This is a genomic window from Mesorhizobium sp. WSM4841 (genome assembly GCF_055811515.1).
Genome location: NZ_JBVVQC010000039.1, coordinates 26215 through 44970 on the forward strand (window position 1 = coordinate 26215; position 18756 = coordinate 44970).

The 18756-nt window shown below is 62.0% G+C and carries 23 protein-coding genes and 1 tRNA gene; 14 read left to right on the top strand and 10 right to left on the bottom strand.

What is annotated here, in order from left to right; genetic code table 11:
- Positions 1-304: 304 nt before the first annotated feature.
- The 5 genes from AC0L14_RS30490 to AC0L14_RS30510 all read left to right on the top strand — a co-directional run bounded on the left by AC0L14_RS30490 (position 305) and on the right by AC0L14_RS30510 (position 3041).
- On the top strand, positions 305-598 hold the full coding sequence (locus tag AC0L14_RS30490) for a GYD domain-containing protein (RefSeq protein WP_095491492.1): 294 nt from the start codon (positions 305-307) through the stop codon (positions 596-598).
- Between the two features lie 96 nt (positions 599-694).
- Positions 695-1330: a sulfotransferase family 2 domain-containing protein gene (locus tag AC0L14_RS30495; RefSeq protein WP_473489191.1), complete on the top strand. Its 636-nt coding sequence runs from the start codon at positions 695-697 to the stop codon at positions 1328-1330.
- A 126-nt stretch (positions 1331-1456) separates the two neighbouring features.
- Positions 1457-1837, top strand: a complete 381-nt coding sequence (locus AC0L14_RS30500) for a thiol-disulfide oxidoreductase DCC family protein (protein ID WP_473489190.1) — start codon at positions 1457-1459, stop codon at positions 1835-1837.
- A 135-nt stretch (positions 1838-1972) separates the two neighbouring features.
- Positions 1973-2641 (top strand): PadR family transcriptional regulator, encoded by a 669-nt coding sequence (locus AC0L14_RS30505; protein WP_473489189.1) that lies wholly within the window; start codon positions 1973-1975, stop codon positions 2639-2641.
- Positions 2642-2747: 106 nt separating this feature from the next.
- Positions 2748-3041, top strand: a complete 294-nt coding sequence (locus tag AC0L14_RS30510) for an HlyU family transcriptional regulator (protein WP_095491489.1) — start codon at positions 2748-2750, stop codon at positions 3039-3041.
- A gap of 148 nt (positions 3042-3189) precedes the next feature.
- On the opposite strand, the gene AC0L14_RS30515 is transcribed toward AC0L14_RS30510, so the two are convergent.
- Positions 3190-3825 (bottom strand): FMN-dependent NADH-azoreductase, encoded by a 636-nt coding sequence (locus AC0L14_RS30515; RefSeq protein ID WP_473751708.1) that lies wholly within the window; start codon positions 3823-3825, stop codon positions 3190-3192.
- Between the two features lie 109 nt (positions 3826-3934).
- On the opposite strand from AC0L14_RS30515, the gene AC0L14_RS30520 reads away from it, so the two are divergent.
- Entirely contained in the window at positions 3935-4882 is a 948-nt protein-coding gene (locus AC0L14_RS30520) for a LysR family transcriptional regulator (RefSeq protein WP_473489187.1), read from the top strand.
- On the opposite strand, the gene AC0L14_RS30525 is transcribed toward AC0L14_RS30520, so the two are convergent.
- Complete coding sequence (locus AC0L14_RS30525) at positions 4824-5441, bottom strand: TetR/AcrR family transcriptional regulator (protein WP_473489186.1); 618 nt, start codon at positions 5439-5441, stop codon at positions 4824-4826. The genes AC0L14_RS30520 and AC0L14_RS30525 overlap by 59 nt on opposite strands.
- A gap of 67 nt (positions 5442-5508) precedes the next feature.
- On the opposite strand from AC0L14_RS30525, the gene AC0L14_RS30530 reads away from it, so the two are divergent.
- Both AC0L14_RS30530 and AC0L14_RS30535 read left to right on the top strand, forming a co-directional pair.
- Entirely contained in the window at positions 5509-5931 is a 423-nt protein-coding gene (locus tag AC0L14_RS30530; RefSeq protein WP_473489185.1) for a VOC family protein, read from the top strand.
- A gap of 204 nt (positions 5932-6135) precedes the next feature.
- Complete coding sequence (locus AC0L14_RS30535) at positions 6136-6951, top strand: arginase family protein (RefSeq protein WP_473489184.1); 816 nt, start codon at positions 6136-6138, stop codon at positions 6949-6951.
- 3 nt (positions 6952-6954) lie between these two features.
- Here AC0L14_RS30535 and AC0L14_RS30540 read toward each other — a convergent pair whose 3' ends face one another.
- Entirely contained in the window at positions 6955-7902 is a 948-nt protein-coding gene (locus AC0L14_RS30540; protein ID WP_473751709.1) for a S1C family serine protease, read from the bottom strand.
- A gap of 272 nt (positions 7903-8174) precedes the next feature.
- Here AC0L14_RS30540 and AC0L14_RS30545 point away from each other — a divergent pair, with 272 nt between their 5' ends.
- Positions 8175-9047, top strand: a complete 873-nt coding sequence (locus AC0L14_RS30545; protein ID WP_473489182.1) for a S1C family serine protease — start codon at positions 8175-8177, stop codon at positions 9045-9047.
- An 8-nt stretch (positions 9048-9055) separates the two neighbouring features.
- Positions 9056-9706: a helix-turn-helix transcriptional regulator gene (locus AC0L14_RS30550; RefSeq protein ID WP_473489181.1), complete on the top strand. Its 651-nt coding sequence runs from the start codon at positions 9056-9058 to the stop codon at positions 9704-9706.
- A 7-nt stretch (positions 9707-9713) separates the two neighbouring features.
- On the opposite strand, the gene AC0L14_RS30555 is transcribed toward AC0L14_RS30550, so the two are convergent.
- Positions 9714-10103 carry a type II toxin-antitoxin system VapC family toxin gene (locus AC0L14_RS30555; protein ID WP_473489180.1) on the bottom strand — a complete coding sequence of 130 codons (390 nt, stop codon included), beginning with the start codon at positions 10101-10103 and terminating at the stop codon, positions 9714-9716.
- Positions 10100-10366: a type II toxin-antitoxin system VapB family antitoxin gene (locus tag AC0L14_RS30560; protein WP_473489179.1), complete on the bottom strand. Its 267-nt coding sequence runs from the start codon at positions 10364-10366 to the stop codon at positions 10100-10102. Before AC0L14_RS30560 ends, AC0L14_RS30555 begins: the two co-directional genes overlap by 4 nt.
- A gap of 168 nt (positions 10367-10534) precedes the next feature.
- Between AC0L14_RS30560 and AC0L14_RS30565 the strand changes: the two genes are divergently transcribed.
- Positions 10535-11401 (top strand): SDR family oxidoreductase, encoded by an 867-nt coding sequence (locus AC0L14_RS30565; protein WP_473751710.1) that lies wholly within the window; start codon positions 10535-10537, stop codon positions 11399-11401.
- 425 nt (positions 11402-11826) lie between these two features.
- Here the strand turns inward: AC0L14_RS30565 and AC0L14_RS30570 are convergent, their stop codons facing one another.
- Positions 11827-13821 carry an OmpA family protein gene (locus AC0L14_RS30570; RefSeq protein ID WP_473751711.1) on the bottom strand — a complete coding sequence of 665 codons (1995 nt, stop codon included), beginning with the start codon at positions 13819-13821 and terminating at the stop codon, positions 11827-11829.
- A 213-nt stretch (positions 13822-14034) separates the two neighbouring features.
- Between AC0L14_RS30570 and AC0L14_RS30575 the strand changes: the two genes are divergently transcribed.
- Both AC0L14_RS30575 and AC0L14_RS30580 read left to right on the top strand, forming a co-directional pair.
- Positions 14035-14481, top strand: a complete 447-nt coding sequence (locus AC0L14_RS30575; protein ID WP_095491649.1) for a YcgN family cysteine cluster protein — start codon at positions 14035-14037, stop codon at positions 14479-14481.
- A gap of 315 nt (positions 14482-14796) precedes the next feature.
- Positions 14797-15159: a hypothetical protein gene (locus AC0L14_RS30580; protein WP_473489176.1), complete on the top strand. Its 363-nt coding sequence runs from the start codon at positions 14797-14799 to the stop codon at positions 15157-15159.
- Positions 15160-15314: 155 nt separating this feature from the next.
- On the opposite strand, the gene AC0L14_RS30585 is transcribed toward AC0L14_RS30580, so the two are convergent.
- Complete coding sequence (locus tag AC0L14_RS30585) at positions 15315-16025, bottom strand: SIMPL domain-containing protein (RefSeq protein WP_473751712.1); 711 nt, start codon at positions 16023-16025, stop codon at positions 15315-15317.
- A 232-nt stretch (positions 16026-16257) separates the two neighbouring features.
- Here AC0L14_RS30585 and AC0L14_RS30590 point away from each other — a divergent pair.
- A tRNA-Ile gene (locus AC0L14_RS30590) sits at positions 16258-16333 on the top strand.
- Between the two features lie 106 nt (positions 16334-16439).
- On the opposite strand, the gene AC0L14_RS30595 is transcribed toward AC0L14_RS30590, so the two are convergent.
- The 3 genes from AC0L14_RS30595 to AC0L14_RS30605 all read right to left on the bottom strand — a co-directional run bounded on the left by AC0L14_RS30595 (position 16440) and on the right by AC0L14_RS30605 (position 18196).
- Positions 16440-17630, bottom strand: a complete 1191-nt coding sequence (locus AC0L14_RS30595) for a site-specific integrase (RefSeq protein ID WP_473751713.1) — start codon at positions 17628-17630, stop codon at positions 16440-16442.
- Positions 17630-17881, bottom strand: coding sequence for a helix-turn-helix domain-containing protein (locus tag AC0L14_RS30600; protein WP_473751714.1), 252 nt, complete (start codon positions 17879-17881; stop codon positions 17630-17632). Before AC0L14_RS30600 ends, AC0L14_RS30595 begins: the two co-directional genes overlap by 1 nt.
- A 63-nt stretch (positions 17882-17944) precedes the next feature.
- Entirely contained in the window at positions 17945-18196 is a 252-nt protein-coding gene (locus AC0L14_RS30605) for a helix-turn-helix transcriptional regulator (RefSeq protein ID WP_473751715.1), read from the bottom strand.
- Between the last annotated feature and the right edge of the window lie 560 nt (positions 18197-18756).

The window sequence follows — 18756 nt, forward strand, 5'->3', positions numbered from 1 at the left end:
TAGTCCTTCCGTTCGGGAGCAGGAAGGCGACATTCCACCCGATTCAGACTTTATCGTGCTTGTTCACGCGTCAAGAAATCGAGCGAAGGCCAGCGCCTTTGCAGGTCCTCATCATTTTTAACACAGCCTGTGCGGCGTCCTTTTTCGTTCGTGCCAGGAATTGTCTCGCCAGACGGTGCGGTTGTTGTTGCAGCACACCTGCTGTGGGAGGATAATCTCGTGTCGGATGCATTTTTCGGGCGACAAACCCGGATGCCCGCCCCGGCGGTGACGCCGTGCTCCGAGGCTCCGGAGGGAGGTGTGCATGACAAACTATATCGTGCTGATCAACTGGACGGAGCAGGGCGCCAAAAATGTGCGTGAGTCGCCGAAGCGGCTCGATGCCGCCAAGAAGCTGCTGGGAGACATGGGCGGCTCGTTCAAGGCGTTTTATCTCACCATGGGCGAATGCGATATGGTGGCGATCGTCGAAGCGCCTGACGATGCGGTGCTCGCTCGTTTCTCGCTGATGCTGGCGTCAGGCGGTAACGTGAGGACGCGGACGCTCAAGGCTTTCCCGGAATTGGCGTATCGCGAGATCATCGCCTCGCTCGGCTGAGGCTTGCGCGGCTACAGATCCGCGCAAGCTGCCGAGCCCGGATATCGACGGTCAGGCGCCGCTTGACGGCGCCCGATCCGCTGATCATGAGGAGGAATGCTGCTCTCGCTCGAAAAGAACTTCATTTTCATCCATATCCCGAAGACGGCTGGGACCTCGGTCACCCGTGCGCTGGAGCCGTGGAGCCCGAAACCGCAGCGAACGCAATGGCGTCGCCTGCTGTCACACCTTCCCGTGCGCGAGACGCCCCAAAATGCGTTCCTCAGGCAGCATGACAAAGCAAGCTGGGTGAAGCACAAGCTGCCGGCCGAGATTTATGACAGCGCGTACAAGTTCGCTGTCGTGCGCAACCCTTTCGAACTTGCTGTCTCGACCTACTATTTCCGCCGCGACTATCTCTCCGGCCGGCGCCGGAACAGAGCCAGGGTTCTGGATTTCAAGACTTTCCTGCGCTATCTCGAACGCAAGAACCGTTTTGTGCAGGTGGACCAGACGAGCTGGATTTCGGACAGGCAAGGAAACCTTATCATCGACGAGGTTTTGCGGTTTGAAACACTGGCCGAGCAATTCAATGCCCTGGTCGAACGGCTCGACCTGCCGGGCGAAGTGAAGCTTCCACGGGCAAACGTCAATGCACCCTACGACTATCGCGCCGTCTACGATGGCGAGGCGAAAAGCATCGTGCGACGGCTCTATTCCAGGGATTTCGAGCGCTTCGGCTACGAATTTTGATTTTTTCGAGACATCCGCAATTCATCGGCACGATGCCGCGGCGCGGCCAGTCTGGTCCGAAATATTGCGGGCCGAAGGGATTTCCCGGATAGTCAGCGCAGCCCTTCAGCTCGCGTCTCGAAACACATGCCCAAGCCTCAACTGACCGTCTGGTACAACACCTGTTGTCCGGTTTGCGATGCCGGGATCAGCCGGCAAAAGCGGCGGCTGGTCGAGGCGATCAAGGCCGGGCGGATCACGTTTCGCGACATCAATGCCGAGCCGGCGGCACTGGCCGGATACGGCGTGTCGCTGGAGGACATCCGCCGCCGGCTGCACGCAACCGAGGCGGACGGCAAGCTGCTGGTTGGCGCCGATGTCGCAATTGCCGTCTGGCTGAGAACGCCGGGCGAGGGCTGGCTTGCAACGCTGTTCGGCAACCCCGCCGCGCTGCCGTTGACGCGCTATGCCTATGATCGCTTCGCCGATCTTCTCTATGCCTGGAACCGGCGCAAGGGCCGCTGGTAACCGGTATTAGCCAAGCTCGGTGACGAAATCAATCTGGTGGCACCGTTCTCAGATACATCGTAAGATATATCTTGACTCAACGGCCTCATCCGCTTAATTGAGATATATCGTAAGACATAACTCAAGGAGCAGACAATGCACGGACATCATCTCGGCGAGCATGCCGAGCGCGTTTTCATGCATATGGCCGGCAGGTTCGGCGGTCGTGGCGGCGGCTTCGGCCCATTCGGCCACGGCATGAGGGGCGGCGGGCGCGGCGGGCCGGGCGACATGTTCCGCGCCGGGCGTATGCTGGCCGACGGCGATCTCAAGCTGATCACGCTGTCGCTGCTGGCCGAGGCGCCGCGCCACGGCTATGACATCATCAAGGCGCTGGAGGAACGTACCAGCGGCGTCTACAGCCCGAGCCCAGGCGTGGTCTATCCGACGCTGACCTTCCTGGAAGAGGCCGGCTATGCCGTCTCATCTGCGGAAGGCAACAAGAAGGTGTTTTCGATTACCGAGGCAGGGCAGGCGCATCTCAACGATAATCGCGAGATAGTCGACCACGTGCTCGACCATCTCGAGCGTTTCGGCCGCAAGATGGCGAAGGCGCGCGAGTGGTTCGGCTGGAACGACGACGGCGAAGACGGCGGACGGCGCGGCCGCGGCGGTTCGGAAAAGCGCGACGAATTCCGCGCCGTGCGCCACCGGCTGCGCGCAGCCCTCGGCAATATCGTCGACGCGCCCGCGGAAAAGCAGGCCGAGGCGATTGCGATATTGAAAGGGGCGGCCGAAGCCCTCGAAGCGCTGTCGCGCGACTGACTTCCGGGCCGGATGCGGCCCTTGCCCGTTTGCCTAAGGACCGCTAGTGAAATCATCCTGCACCACGCTATGTGATGCAGGATGATTGCCGTTGGAGGGCGCTCCCATGTCTTTTCTGAAACGTCTTTTCGGTGGTGGCGGCGGTGACGCGGGCGAACCAAAGAGTGCTGCACCGGCAAAGCAGATCGAGCACAAGGGATTTTTGATCAGCGCCACGCCCTACAAGGCAGAAGGCCAATACCAGACCTGCGGCGTGGTTTCGAAGGAAATCGACGGCGTGGTGAAGGAACACAAATTCATCCGAGCCGATCGTTTTGCCGGGCTCGACGACGCTGTCGACATCTCGATCAAGAAGGGTATCCAACTGGTCGACGAGCAGGGCGAGAAGATCTTCGGTTAGCTTGGCGAATGGCGATGTCGCGCGACAGCGGAGCGACGTCAGAAAGCTGTAGGAACCGCCGACGCCTCGTCGGGCATCAGGCGGCAAGTGCAAAAAAGGCAGGCACCCGGCGCCTGCCTTTTTTGGTTCTGATTACCTGTTGTTCGCGCTACGCGGCAGCGGCAACTGCCCCGGTCGAGGCCACCACCGCATCCACCTTGGCCGATGCCTTGGCCAGAGCGGCCGTGACGGCCTCGGGGCCCATGCCGACACCTTCGATGCGGATGACGTCGACGTCGGTCATGCCGATGAAGCCAAGCACGCTGCGCAGGTAAGGGATGGCGTGATCCATCTGCACGGTAGCGCCTTCCGAATAGATGCCGCCCGAGGCAAGGACGATGTAGACCTTCTTGCCGGTGACGAGGCCCTTCGGGCCATTCTCGCCATAAGCGAAAGTCTTGCCGGAGCGGGCGACGTGATCGACCCAGGATTTCAGCGTCGACGAGATGCCGAAATTGATGAAGCCGGTAGCGAGGATGATGGTGTCGGCCGCAAACAGTTCATCGAGTACGGCGTCGGAAACGCCGACGACTTCGGCCTGGCGCTGGGTGCGGGCCTCAGCGGGCGTATAGATGCCGGTCGAATAATCAGCATCGATGTGCGGTAGCGGGTTTGCGACGAGATCGCGTACGACAAGCTTGGCCGAAGGATCGGCGGCAAGCAGCTTCTCGGCGAGGTCGGTGGCGATACGGGTCGAGTGCGAGGCATTGCCGCGCGGGCTGGATGTGACGAGAAGGATGGACACGGCGGGTCTCCAAGGTTGGAATGAATTGTCCCGACCTATATGGACTCGCTGACCCATTTGAAAAACCGGTATATTTTATGTATGTTCCATCTAAACATTGGATATAACGATGCAGCCAAACCCGACGCTCGATCAGCTCCATATCCTTGTCACCGTCGCCGACACCGGCAGCTTCTCGGCCGCCGGCCGCAAGCTCAACCGAGCGCAGTCGGTCATCAGCTACGCTATCGCCAATCTCGAGGCACAGCTTGGGCTGAAACTGTTCGAGCGCGAGGGGACGCGCGAGCCGCAGCTGACCGATGTCGGACGGGCGACGCTGGAAGATGCGCGGCGAATGGTCGGCGTGCTGCAGCGCATTCGCTCGCGCGTCGATGGCCATCGGCAAGGGCTTGAGGCTGAAGTCGCGCTGTCGGTCGATGTGGCGCTGCCTTCCACCGTGCTGGTGCGCGTGTTGAAGGCGTTCGAGGCGCAATTTCCAACCGTGATGCTGCGCCTGCATATCGGCACGCTCGGCCTGATCCCCGATCATGTCGTCAATGGACAGGCCGATCTCGGTATTGGCGGCCTGCTGGGCGAGGTCGACGCGCATCTTGTGCGCATTGGCTTCATGTCGATGGTGCCGGCGGCCGCGCCAAGCCATCCGCTGGCGCTGCTTCCCAAGCCGGTGCCGCTCGAGGAGGTGCGCGAACACATCCAACTTGTCGTCAGCGACCAGTCCGAGCGCACCAAAGGGCGCGATTACGGCGTCTTTGCCTACCGCACTTGGCGGCTTACGGATATGCGAACCAAGCATGCGCTGATGCGCGAAGGGTTGGGCTGGGGCGGACTGCCGCGATGGTTGATTGCTGACGATCTGGCCAACGGCCGGCTGGTGGAACTCGATCTGGAGCCGTATCGTGAAGTCCGCTCGCCACTTTATGCCATGCACCGCGCCGACCGCAGCCCGAAGCCGGCTGCGGCTTGGCTGATTGATCAGTTCAAGCGCCAGCTTGGCTGTTTCAACGAGTTCGAGCCGAACCAGGTGCCTGAGGAGACAGCCCATCAATCAGCGCCATGAGAACGGCGCGATAGTCCTCGGCTGAAGCGCCGGCCTCGACGGCAAGAGCAGCACGGTCGAAGGCGGCGGCGAGCAGCGCGGTCAGCGCTTCCACCGGCAATCTCATCATGGCCTGCGAGCGCATCGCCGCGACGAGGCCCTCGCGCAGCGAGCGGTTGCCATAGCGGTTGTCGATCTCGTCCATGGCGGCGCGACCGAGCACGGCCGGCCCGTCGAGCAGCAGCAGTCGGGTGCGGCCGGGCGCGCGCATGGCCGCGAGGTAGGCATCCGAACCGGCGATCAGCGCGTCGCGGGCAAACAGCGAGGGAGGCGAGGCGCGTTCGATCTCTTCAGCCACCGCCGCCGCCTCCTGCTCGACCACGGCGGCAAACAGCGCCTGCTTGTCGGCAAAATGGTGATAGAGCGCGCCACGCGTGACGCCGGCCGCAGCCACGATCTCGGGCGTGCCGGTCTCCGCATAGGACTTTTCGGTGAACAGTTTTCGTGCCGCGGCGATCAGGTCGGCGCGCGTCGCTTCGGTGCGATCGCGGTTGGAGCGGCGCGTGGATTCCTGTTGCATACATGCAGCCTGTATGTTAATGTAAATCTACATGCAGACTGTATGTTATTCGATAGGAGAAGGAAAGATGAGGACGACGAGCTATTATCCAGTGCTGATGACAGGCGACGTTGCCGGCACAGCAGCCTTCTATGTCGCGCATTTCGGTTTCCACCCATTGTTCGAAAGCGACTGGTACGTGCATCTGCGCTCAGTCGCGGATCGCCGTGTCAATCTCGGCATCGTCCATGGCGATCATGAGACGATCCCTGAAGAAGGGCGCGGCCGTACCTCCGGCCTGCTGATCAATTTCGAGGTCAAGAACCCGGATGCCGTCTACGAGCGGATCACCGCCGCCGGCCTGCCGATCCTGCGAACGCTGCGCGACGAACCCTTTGGCCAGCGCCATTTCATCACCAGTGATCCCAATGGCGTGCTGATCGATGTGATCAAGCCGATCCCGCCCAGCGCCGAGTTTCTGGAGCAGTATGCCGAAGGCGCGGCGGGCTGAGCGAGAGGCTGGCAGGAACTGTCTGTAGATGTGATATGAAGCCTTCGGCCGCGTGGCCGGTCACGTCTTTGCGGTCTATGCTGAGGCTCATCAGCCTGGGCCCATTCCATGCGTGAAATCTGCCTTGTCCGCGCACCCTCAAACCTTGGCCTCCGCCCACTGAGGCCAGGTCATACACCGGGGACGTGGCGTGCGCCGCAGGCATTGACCGAAGCCGGCTTGATCGAGACGCTTTCGCCCCTCAAAGTGGTTGACCTTGATCGGCCCGCCTATAGCACGGAGCCGCAGCCTGGCACCCGGCTGCGCAACGGCAACGCGATACGCAGCTTCAATCTCGAACTTGCAGAAGTTGTTGCCGGCGCGCTGGGACGAGGCGAATTCCCGCTGGTCGTCGGCGGCGACTGCGCGGTCCTGCTTGGCGCACTGGCTGCTGCACGGCGATCTGGTCCGCTGGCGCTGGTCCATGTCGACGGCCACAGCGATTTCCGCCATCCGGGCAATTACGACATCAACGCTTCGCTCGGCTCGGCCGCCGGCATGGACCTTGCGCTCGCCACCGGACGTGGCGAGCCGTTGCTGACCGATTGGCCCGATATCGCAAGCCCCCTTGTTGCGGACGAACAGGTGATTCAGATCGGCGAACGCGAGAACCGCGACCCCGACTTTGCCTGGCCGGACATCAATTCGACTGCGATGACGCTGATCGATGTCTTTGCCGTGCGAGAGCTTGGCGCGGCAAAGGTTCTGGAAAAGACCTGGAACACGCTGGCGCGAACCGGCTCGCCCTATTGGGTGCATTTCGATGTCGATGCGCTCGATCAGACGGTGATGCCGGCGGTCGATTCACCAGGCAGTCCCGGCATCGATCCCGACGATCTCATCGCCATCCTCGCGGCGCTGGTGGCGGATTCGCGCTGTACCGGAATGGACATGACCATTTTCGATCCGGACCTCGATCCGACCGGCGAGTTGGCAGTGCTGATGGTTTCGCTGCTTGGCCAGATCTGTGCGCCGCGATAGTTGTCAGGTCCGCGCCACCGGCATCACCGTGACCTGAGTAATGCCGGAGCGGCGCACCACCGTGCACAGCGTCTCGCGGCCGATGCGCTCGGCGTCGAGCAGGCGCACCAGATCGTCGACGCCGGTGACCGGGCGTCCGTCGATGGCGGCGATGATGTCGCCTTCTCTGAGGCCGGCCTTGGCCGCCGGGCTGTTCGCCTCGACGCTGCGCAGGCGCACCGCCGTGCTGCTCGACACCTGCGACAGAAGGGCGGCGCGGCGCGGCAGGTTTGCCGTGTCGGCCGAGACGCCGATGAAGGCGCGGCGGACGCGGCCGAAGCGGATGATCTCCGAAATGACGAAATTGGCGGTGTTGGAGGCAACCGCGAAGGCGATGCCTTGCGCGCCGTGGATCATAGCGGTGTTGACGCCGATGACCTCGGCCGCCGACGACACCAGCGGTCCGCCGGAATTGCCGGGGTTGAGCGCTGCGTCGGTCTGGATGACATCGTCGATCAGCCGGCCGGTGGAGGCACGCATCGAGCGGCCGAGCGCCGAGACGACACCTGATGTGACGGTCCATTCGAAGCCGAGCGGGTTGCCGATGGCAATGGCGATCTGGCCGCGCCGCAGGCGCTTGGAATCGCCGAGCGGAGCGATATCGGCAAAGCTGCCGTCGGCACGCACCAGCGCGATGTCGGTGTCGGGGTCGCGGCCGAGAACACGGCCTTCTCTGGAGACGCCGTCCGGCATGGTGACGCGGACGCTGCGGGCATCGCCGACGACGTGGAAATTGGTGACGACCAGCCCGTCCGGCGTGATGACGAAGCCTGAGCCTTGGCCGCCGGCGCCACCGATGCGCTCAATGCGGCAGACGGCGGGACCGATGCGGTCCACGGCATCAGCGACCGTTGCCGAATAATCATCGAGCAGCGCATCGTCGAACTGCAATTGCTGGGCGGGGAGGGACATGGCAGGGCTCCGTGTCTTTAGAGCAAGAAAAAGGATGCCTATATGTGCGGAGCGGCCGGATCGGCCGCGACCTGACCAGATGGCCAGTCCAACGCCCAACTAGCCGTCAGGCGAGTACCCGCCAACGCGCTGCCGAGCGATATCTGGGTTAGAGCGATGGCCGTCCATTGGACGCTCAAGTGCGCTCTAAGACTTTGAGTTCTCGCATCGTGCTTTCCGGAAATCGATTTCCGACTTTCGGGCCGATGCGATAAAAACCCAGGAGACCCAAGATGAGCGACTTCAATCTGAGAGCATTTTCCGACGCCATCGCCGATATCGCGGCCGCAGCGGCGCCGGCGACGGCGAGCTTCGCCACGCATCAGCATCGCACCGCGACCGCCTTCCACTGGCGCGACGGCTATTTTGTCGCTGCCGAGGAGGCGGTGGAGGCCGGCGAGGAGATTGAGCTGACGCTTTCTTCGGGCGACAAGGTGAAGGCTGAGCTGGTCGGCCGCGATCCATCCACTGGGACGGCCCTTCTGAAGCCGACCGGCGCGCCGGACGTGCCGCCGCTGGCCAAGGCAGGCACGGTGCGGCCGGGCAATCTGGCCATCGCCGTCGGCAATGGCGACGGTGCGGGACTCGTCGTATTCGGCACGGTCGGTGAGGTCGGTCCGGCCTGGCGCTCGATGCGCGGCGGCACGATCGACCGGCGCATCAATCTGGCCGTCAATGCCGGCGGCCGTTTCGAGGGCGGCCCTGTGCTCGACGCCAAGGGCGCACTGATCGGTATGCTGCTGTTCGGCCCGCGCCGGCGGGCGCTGGTCATGCCTTACGAGACTATCGAGCGGGCGGTAACGACGCTACGAGAGAAGGGCCATGTCGCGCGCGGCTATCTCGGCGCCGGCCTGCACCCGATCCGCAATGGCGACACGCATGGCGCGATGGTGATGAGCCTCGACGATAATGGCCCGGCGAAAGCGGCCGGCCTGCATCTTGGCGACATCATCGTGTCGTGGAACGGCGAAGCCGCGCATGGTCCGCGCGAGCTGATCCGCAGGCTCGGGCCGGACAGCGCCGGCGCGTCGGTGACGCTCGGCGTGATACGCGGCGGCGAGCAGCGCGATGTCGTGCTGACCATCGGCGAAAAGCCGCTGAACTGAGAAGATCGATGGCAAGTCACGGGATCACGAGGCGGCGACTGACGGTACTGATCGCGCTCGATGACGCCGTGCGTGCCGAACACCTGTCCACGGCCCTTGCCGCGACTGACGATCTGCTGCCGATTGTGGCTGGCAGCAGCGATAGCGGCGACAGAGCGGATGTCGCGATCATCGATGACAATAGCCTGGAAGGCAGGGGGCTGGAAGGCCGGGTGACTGATCCAGCGATACCACAGGTGCTCTTGTCCCAACGAGTGAGCCGGCAGCGGCCGGCCGACACCGTGTTTGCCGTGTTACCGGCGGCAGCTGACGATCTGCTGATCGCTGCCGCCGCGCGGCTGGCGGCGGCTGGCTACCGGATCTCGGGCGAGGGCCGCCCCTTGTCCGATCGGCATGACGATTTCGCTTTCCATGACGACGATCTCTCCGACGAGGAGCCGGTCGACGACAGGGCCGGCCGGCCGGCGCTGTCGCCGCGCGAGAGCGAAGTGCTGGCGCTTTTGGCCGAGGGCGCGCCCAACAAGGTGATCGCGCGGCGCTTGAACATTTCCGTGCATACGGCGAAGTTCCACGTCGCGGCGATCCTGATCAAGCTAGGTGCGGCCAACCGCACCGATGCGATCGCCATCGCCATGCGGCAAGGCCTGGTGCTGGTCTGACGGTGGACTACACAGCCGGTTCGATATCCGTCAGCCGGAAATCGTCGCCCTTGAACAGCAGTGGCATGGCTTCGAGACGGGCCGTGGCATAGGAGATGCAGTCGCCGAAGTTGAGAGCGGCCGGATGTCGGCCCTTGCCATAGCGCAGGAAGGCCTGACGGGCCACAGCGGCGTGGTCGGCCGTAAAAGGAATCGTCTCGATCGAAGCGGTGCGCAAAAAGGCTTCGAAGCGGTCGACGATCTCGTCCTGCCAGCGGCCGACTAGCACCATCGTCGTCTCAAGCAGGGTCGGTGCCGCGAGCAGCCGTCTCTCAGCCTGAGCAATCGCCAGCACGAAACGATCATAGCCTGGTTCCGTACGCAAAATAGCGACAAGGACAGAGGAGTCGATGATCATCGCGTCGGGATTCCGAGTTCGTCGTAGCCGAGGATTTCGTCGTCGGTCATCGCATCTTGGCGTTTCGGTACCTGCGCGGCTCTTTCGGCGATCGCCATCAGGCGCTGAAAAAGGTCGTCGGCCTCATCGCGCGGCACAAGCCGCTCGCGCGCAACCTCGCGCTCGAGGCTTTGACGGATCGCTTCCGTCACCGACACGCGACGGCGGCGGGCAAGTTCCCGCGCCAATTGCTCGACTTCCGTGTTCTTGATCGACAGGGCCATTCTATATTCAACCTCTTTTTACAGAATATATATATTACTCCTCCGTTGAGTCCATGGCTTTCGTGGCGCCTCCGCAGCGTCACCATCTCTCGATGCTCCCCGCTCTTGTATCCTGCGACGGCGCGGGCAAGGATCGCGACCAACAGATTTGCAAGGGAGGCGCAAGACATGTCGCTCAAGGGAAAGACGCTGTTCATCTCCGGCGGGTCGCGCGGCATCGGGCTGGCGATCGCGCTGCGCGCCGCGCGCGACGGCGCCAATGTGACGATCGCGGCCAAGACCGCCGAGCCGCATCCAAAGCTGCCGGGCACGATCTACACTGCGGCGCAAGAGATCGAGCAGGCCGGCGGCAAGGCGTTGCCGATGTTGTGCGACATACGCGAGGAGGGGCAGGTGGCCGAGGCGGTCGCCAAGACCGTCGAAAAGTTCGGCGGCATCGACATCTGCATCAACAATGCCAGCGCCATCCAACTCACCGGCACGCTGGAAACCGATATGAAGCGCTACGATCTGATGCACCAGATCAACACCCGCGGCACGTTCCTGGTTTCCAAAATCTGCATTCCGCACCTGAAGTTGGCCGACAATCCTCACATCCTGAATCTGGCGCCGCCGCTCGACATGAAGGCCAAATGGTTCAAGAACCATGTCGCCTATACGATGGCCAAATTCGGCATGTCGATGTGCACGCTGGGCATGAGCGCGGAGTTCGCCAGGGACGGCATCGCCGTCAATTCGCTGTGGCCGATCTCGACAATCAATACGGCAGCGGTGCGCAATCTTCTGGGCGGGGCGACAGTGGCGGCGATGAGCCGTTCGCCCGATATCATGGCCCATGCCGCGCATGCGATCCTGCTCAGGCCGTCGCGCGAAGCGACCGGCAATTTCTACATCGACGAGGAGGTGCTGCGCGCCGAGGGCGTCAGCGATTTCTCGATCTATGCGCCTGATGCGACAGGCCCGCTTGCCGGCGATTTCTTCGTGCCCGACGATGTGTTTGCGAATTCGGAAACCAACATCAAAAGTATCTACTGACGGGCACCAGACGCCGTTCTCACTCCTCAGCCTTGCTGGCTTTGAGGCGACCGTGCAGAATTGTCTAGGCCTCGCATCTTCAGTTCAATACCGAAGCCGGAAACAAAAACCCCGCCGGCGAGGGGGTACCGGCGGGGCTCATGTCCCGCTGGAGTCGGGACAGGGCAGGGAAGCCCTAGCCAGAATCTGGGGTGGACGACCTCGCGATTCAATGCCTGGTTAAATCGCGATGTACATTCTCCTTCAACCTCGGCTCATTGCCGGAAATTGCCCATTCCGGTGAAATCGGGGTGGGCTACGTCTTCCCGCATAGATTCCAGAAACCAGTTCAGGTTTCTGGAATCGTTGCTTTTAAGCTGGCCAGGGTTTTTACGAAAACCGGTTTTCGCCTTTTGCGTCGCTGATCTTCGGTTCGGGACCATGGCCTAATTCGCACTGGCGACCGGCGCCACCAGCGAGGTGATGCGGCGGATGGCGACGCGACGGTTCTCGCGCTCAGGCTCCGACGTGTCGACCTTGAGGTACTCCTCGCCATAGCCCTGTGTCGTCAGGTTCTCCGGCGGGATGTTGAAGGCGTTGGTCAGGGCTTCTGCGACCGCCTCCGCGCGACGGTCGGACAAAGCGAGGTTCGCCTCCGGCCTACCGACGGCATCGGTATGGCCTTCGATCAGGAAGGTTTCCGCCGGGTTCTTCTCCAGCAGCTTCTCCATGGCACTGGCGACGCCTTCGAGTTTCTGCACCTCGGTCTCGGGGATCGAGGCTGAACCGAATTCGAAGTTCAGCGTGTCGAGGTCGATGCGGCGGGCGATGTCGCGCACACGGGCAGAGCGCTTGACCTCGTCGATCGAGTAGAGGCGCTGCACCCTCTCCACCGGCGGCTGTTCGAGGAAGGCATAGTAGTCGTCCGGATCCTCGACCTCTTCGGAATCCAGAATGTACTCCTCGCGCGGAATGTCGATCCGAATCGGCGGCAGGTCGTCACCTGGATCGCGCCAGTAGCCATCGTCCTCATAGTACCGCTCGTCGACATAGCTCAGCACATATTCGCGTCCGTCGGGCACGATGCGCGAACGCTGGATGACGTCGCCGTAGCGGTTGCGGATGGTGACGATCTGGATTCCGTTGTCACGCTCGACGATTTCCCGGGTGCGATCGCCCGACAGTTCCTCGTAGTAGACGTTCCTGGCGCCACGGCGCATGCGCGGGGTATCGTCGCTTTCCACGATCGTCTGGTTGTTGAACTGTAGGATAACGCGGTCGCCGAGTTCCCTGACGACGTCGACCCCTTGCGGACGCGGACGACGGCGAATGTCCTCGACGTCAGGCACACGCTCAACGCGTTTGCCCTTTTCCTCCGTCACCGGAACCATCTTCTCAAGCTTGATCGCCTGCTGGGCCGTCCTGTCGTCGGTGGGCGGCGGTCCCTGGTCGACCGGAGCCGGCTTGGGGGCTTCCGCCTGCTCGCCGTCCTGCTGGGTGGGCTGACCACCCGCGTCCTGGCCGCCCGTCTCTTGCGCGTTGTCCCTGCCGCCCTTGCGCTTACGCCTGGCATCCTTCTGGCTGTCGAACACGGGAGCCGCGTTTGGATCGGACGCTTCGCCCTGGACCGGAGTTTCGCCTTGGGCCGGCGCAGCCTGCTCGCCATCGGCGGGCTGCTCACCGCTTGAGGGCTGCTCACCCGTTACAGGCTTCTTGCGACGGTCCTTAGCCTGATCCCGGGGCTTTTCGCCCTCAGCCGGAGCCGCTTGCTGGTCGGTCGGAAGCGGCTCGGCCTGCTCGCCGGCGGGCGTTTCCTTCTTGGCTGGCTGTTCGGCTGGCGCAGCCTCGATCTGCTGATCCTGGTTCCGCTTCTTGCGCGGCTTGACCTGCTCGTTGTCATTTGCAGGTGCGGCCTTCTCGCCTTGCGCCGCCTGTCCGGCAGGCTCTTCGGAAGGTGCCGTTTCGATCTGCTGTTGCTGGTCGCGCTTCTTCCTGCGCGGTTTTTGCTCTTCGGCCGGGGCGGCCTGTTCGGCTGGCGCTGCTTCGATCTGCTGTTGGTCGCGCTTCTTCCTGCGCGGTTTTTGCTCTTCAGCCGGGGCGGCCTGTTCGGCAGGGGCTGATTCGGTCTGCTGTTGCTGCTCGCGCTTCTTCCTGCGTTGATTGCCCTGCTCGTCCCCGGAAGGCGCGGCCTGCTCCGTGGGAGCCGATTCAGCCTGCCGCTCGCGCTTCTTGCGCGGCTTCTGCTCAGGTTCTGCCTGCTGTGGGCAGCCTTCCGCCGACTCGCCTTCGGGGCAATTCGATTGCGCCAGGATCAAGGGCGTTGCGGTACGTTGCGGCGGTTCGAACGCGGCGCTGCCCTGCAGCGGGAAAGCGCCCAACGGCGCGGACGCCATCAGCAGGCCAAGTGCCGTGCCTGCCAGAATCCGTGGTTGGCGTTTCATTAGAAAATCCTCCTTTTGGCGTCCCATCCCGGCCCAAACTGTTCATCAACCGGATTGGTTCCGGTTAGCAGGCATTAACGGCCACGAAGGGCGATTGGCCGGCGTTTTGAAGGCGACTTCGTGTCATTCCTATGGTGTCGGCCTATGGTGCTGGCCGGGTTTGCGTCTGTCGCGGTGCTTGACCTTGACGCCGGCGGGGGCCACATCCCGTCAATGGAAACGCCGTTCTGGAAAACCAAGACGCTCGAAGCGATGACCCCGGCCGAGTGGGAATCGCTTTGCGACGGCTGCGGCAAATGCTGCCTGTCGAAACTCGAGGACGAAGACACCGGCGAGATCTACTGGACGAGCGTCGGCTGCCGGCTGTTCGACGCCGAAACGTGCCGCTGCTCGGACTATGCCAACCGGCTGGCGCGCGTCCCGGACTGCGTCGGGCTGACGCCGCAGAATGTGCGCACCATCAGTTGGCTGCCCAAGACCTGCGCCTATCGACTGGTCGCCGAGGGCCACGATCTCTACTGGTGGCACAGGCTGGTGTCGGGGAGTGCCGAGACGGTGCATGAGGCCGGCATCTCGATGCGCGGCCGGGTCAGCGCCAGCGAGACCGATCTTGCCGAGCCGGACGACTATTTCGAGCACATGCTGGACGACGAGCCTTAGGGGAGCCTCGAGCCAGGACCCGGAACCGGCTGCGCGACAGGGCGTTTTCTATCCAGATTGTTCAAAACCGGCTAGATCATGCAGAACCGGCCAGTTGTTCAGAACCTGAAAGCGGAGAAAACTGCGAAATTACCTCTTGTTGCCACATGAACCCAATATGAACGGCTGGTTCGTAAAAAGTTCAGATACGCAGGCGCATTCTCCTCCCCATCGGTTCGACCAAGACACATCGGTTCGATCAAGACACACCGGTTTCGATCAAGACACACCGGTTTGATCAAGACAGGCGGAAGCCCTGAACAAGGAGAGAAGACAATGTTCAACACGATCAAGACGGCGGCCCTTTCGGCGCTTATCGGCCTCGGCACGCTTGCCGCTATCCCCGCCACTGCCCAGGCAGACAGCATCTATCTCGGCTTCGGCAATAACGACGATCCGCGCGTCGGCGTCTATACGGGCGACGACGATGATTTCTACCGCGAACGCCGCCGCGAACGCGACTGGCGCCGGTCCTGCTCGCCATACCGTGCCCTCAATAAGGCAGAGCGCTTGGGTCTGCGCCGCGCCCGTATTGTCGACGTCAGCCGCCGCACGGTTAAAGTCGCGGGCCGCCAGTATGGCGACCGCGTGATGATCGTGTTCGCCAACGAGCGCGGCTGCCCGGTCATCTACCGGTAATCATTCATCTGCCGGCAAACGGGCACGTTGCCGACCGGCAGCGGCCTGGAGTAGTAGAGCCCCTTTCCGGGAGGAAGGGTGGGGTTCGGAAAAAGCCCCGAAGGACCAGTCCTCCGGGGCTTTTTCATGCGGTAGATCGATGTCTCAGGCGGCGGTCACTTCAACTCGAAAGTGACAGTGACCTGCACCGCGTAGGAATTCTCGCCGGCCTGCACCGGGACCGATTCGCGCGCCGCGTCGAAGGCCTTGGCGTTCATCGGTATCGGCGGCGGCGCGACATTCTGGTCGGTGATTTCCAGCACCCGCCCGATGCTGACGCCGGCGGCTTCAGCCAGCGTCTTTGCCTTGGCCATGGCGTCGGCGACCGCCTTCTTGCGGGCTTCGGCGAGAGTTGCAGCCGGATTCTCGTTGGAAAACGAGATGCCGCCGCCCTGGTTGACGCCGAGCGATACCGCCTTGTCGAGAATCTCGCCTGTTTTGTCGATGTCGCGGATGCGCACCGAAAGCGTGTTGGTCACCTGGTAGGCGATGAGTTCGGCTTCCTGGCTGCCGTCCGGCTTGTTGGTGTAGTTGTAGCGCGGGCTGATCTGGATGCCGGCTGTCTGCAGGTCGCGCTCCTTGATGCCAGCCGACTTCATAGCGGCGATCACCGAGGCCATGGCGTCGTTGTTGGCATCGAGCGCGGCACGCGCGGTCTTGGCCTCGCGCATGACGCTGAGCGTCAGCAGCGCCAGATCGGGGGCCGCGGTCGCTTCACCTTCGCCGGTGACGACGATACGGGGCGGGGGCGGCGAATCGGCCGCGCCGGCCATCGCCGGAAACGCGATAGCGGCGGCGAGCGCCAAGGGCAAAAGATGTCTGGTCATAAAAATCTCCTCGGTCTGCGATCCAGTGGCGCTGTCGACTACCGCATCGGCCCAAGAATCGGAATCGATTTCGGGAAGCACGATGCGTAGATTCAAAGCGTTAGAGCTTCGCGCGTCTAAGTGGACGCACATCGCTCTAATGTCTGAATATGGGCTGATTTGGACGATCTCGGCCAGCCAGTTCGGAAAGCCTTGTGCGATTCGGGGAAAAACATTAATCCAGCCGCGTGTGGGGCCTGTAGCTCAATGGTTAGAGCCGGCGGCTCATAACCGCTTGGTTGGGGGTTCGAGTCCCTCCGGGCCCACCATAACCTTTGATATTATTGATAAAAAGTGCCCTCGGCCCAAAACGTTTTGGGCCCATTATGGGCCCAAGGCCAAGCCGTGGCCCCGGTTTGTTCCGACTCGATTTGGTTATTTGACAATGCGGAGGTTTGTCCGCCGCTTCATGGCGTCGCGTTTGGCCTCGCGCTCGTTGATGGCACGAGCAATATCAACCGCGATCCGCTTCTTGTTGGCCTCACGCACATATTCATCTGTTACCGTCATCGATGAATGGCCCATCGCCTCCATGATGGCGCGCGCTTGGATATTGCATTCTGCCAGATACGTTCCGAAGGTGCGACGTAGACCATGCAGCGTGTAGCCGCTCGGAATTCCCGCCTGCCGCGTCCAGTGCTGCATCATGCCTGTCAGGCTCTTTTCCGAAAATGACCTGCCATAGGCGTTCTTCAAGACAGTGCCGCCTTTCGAGCGATCGAGCGGTTCCAAGGCCGCTGCTAGCTTGTCGACGACCGGAATGAACATCTCCCGCCCGCCATGGCGGTTGCGGTTCTTCTTCTGACGGAAATCAAAGGCCTCGATTAGCACCAGCGAGCCGTCGAACAGTTCGATCTCTTCGGTTAAAAGATCGTCCCACTCAAGAGCAGCGGTATCGCCGCGCCGATTTCCAAGCCAGAAGCCGAGTGCATAGCAGGTGCGTGCGGCTGTGCCGATTGGGTGTCGCTCCTCGAACCTTTCGCGCATCGCAATTGGCCAAGCTGGGTTCTTGGTCGATTTGGGCACCCGCACACGGATAGATAGCGATGGATCATCCTGCGGCTTGATCCATTTTTCGACATCGGTCGCGACCCATAGAAGCTTCTTGATGGCGACCAACATGTGTTTGGCGACTGTGCGGTTTGTCCTGAAGATGCCTTCAATGATGGCGCGAAGCCGATCCGCGTCGAGATGTTCGACAGGAGTATCGCGCCAGGTGAGTGGGTAGTTGGGATCGACCCGCAGGTTGAGAAAACGCTCAATCAGTCGCGCATTCTTCTGCTGCGTGGCTTCATCAAAATCCAGCCACTCCATTGTCGTTTCAAGCCGGCGCGCGGCATGACCAAAGGTTTTTGGCAGTGCCCGACCGGGCAAATCGATGATAACTGCCTTCTTGCCATGACCCTGCGTGGCCTTCTCGTAAGCCGCCTCGAACTCGGGATCGCCGGGCTTACCGGGAAGGCGGATTTCGGGCATCCCTTTTGCGCGGTAGCGATAAGCTAGCTTGCCGTTCTTGAGACGCGAAGAGACCCCAGGGTATCGCGCATCCTTGAAGGGCCTAGCCATCAAATGCTCCTTCCAGACTTCTGCCGCCGGTGCTCAACGCGGGGGGAGTTCTCCAGCATCGCCTGTAGCGAAAGGGCTTCGCTTTCGATGGCAACGCGCAGGAGCACCGGGTAAGGAAAGCCTCTGCCTTGCTCTATGCCTTCGAATGTGCGTTTCGGTATTCCCAGCACCTTAGCTGCGGCTTCGGCAGTGAATCCTCCCTTGGCCCGCCAGGCTTTCACTTCTTGGGCAATCTTCTCATTCTCGTTCACGCCACGCCTCCCCACAGCCCATTGGCCTACTACGCCTTTGGCGTATACGCAATGAACGTAGCACTATCTTTTTTGCCCGTCTCGCTTGCTTCGCTCTAACAGCTCTTTGAGACCGCCGCCTTTGTCCGGCAACGACGTGAAAGCGATGTCCAGAGCTACACGATCCCAGACGGCGCGACTGTTGATGCGCTTAGGCTTCGGCATACGCCCATCGGCAACCATTTCGTCGAAAAGCGTCGATCCGACACCGATATAACGAGCTGCTTCCTCACGAGAGAGACCTCGCGGCGGATACGAGAATGCGTCACTCTTCATGGACGCTGGCTCGTCCCTGATATTCCGGGGCGTGTTGGTGTCGAAGCACAAAGCGGCATCCTGGTTGCCATTTCGAAGCGACGAGATCGTGCTCACTTAAATAAGAGGAGCCCCGTTGAGCGGAAGCGGCCTGACTAGTTCCGTTCGGCGCAAACTGGCAGCAACGTGTGAACCGGATGGATCACGGCAGGAGAGCGTTTCTCAGCGGACTCGTGGGGCAAGTCGGTGGACGGCTACGTTGAATCGTGCACGACCGGGGCCAACCACCTGCGACTGCCCCGCTGGCGCTCTTGCGCATCCTCCCTCAGTGTCGAACTCGGAGCCATTATCCCGAGGGCCGTCGCAAACCGCCGTCGCAGAGTTGGCCCTCTTTGGTGCTGAAACCGATATTTCTAATCTATCGGTTTTGACTCATCCCTCAAACTTTAGATGGACCAAGGCAACTTCGGCTCGGTTGATCGAAGTCGATGATGGCGCCGCACAACGATTGGCAGCTTTGCGCCAGGAGTGGCGATCAGCTAGCCACCACTCAGACGTCGCGTTTGGGCCGATGAACGAAC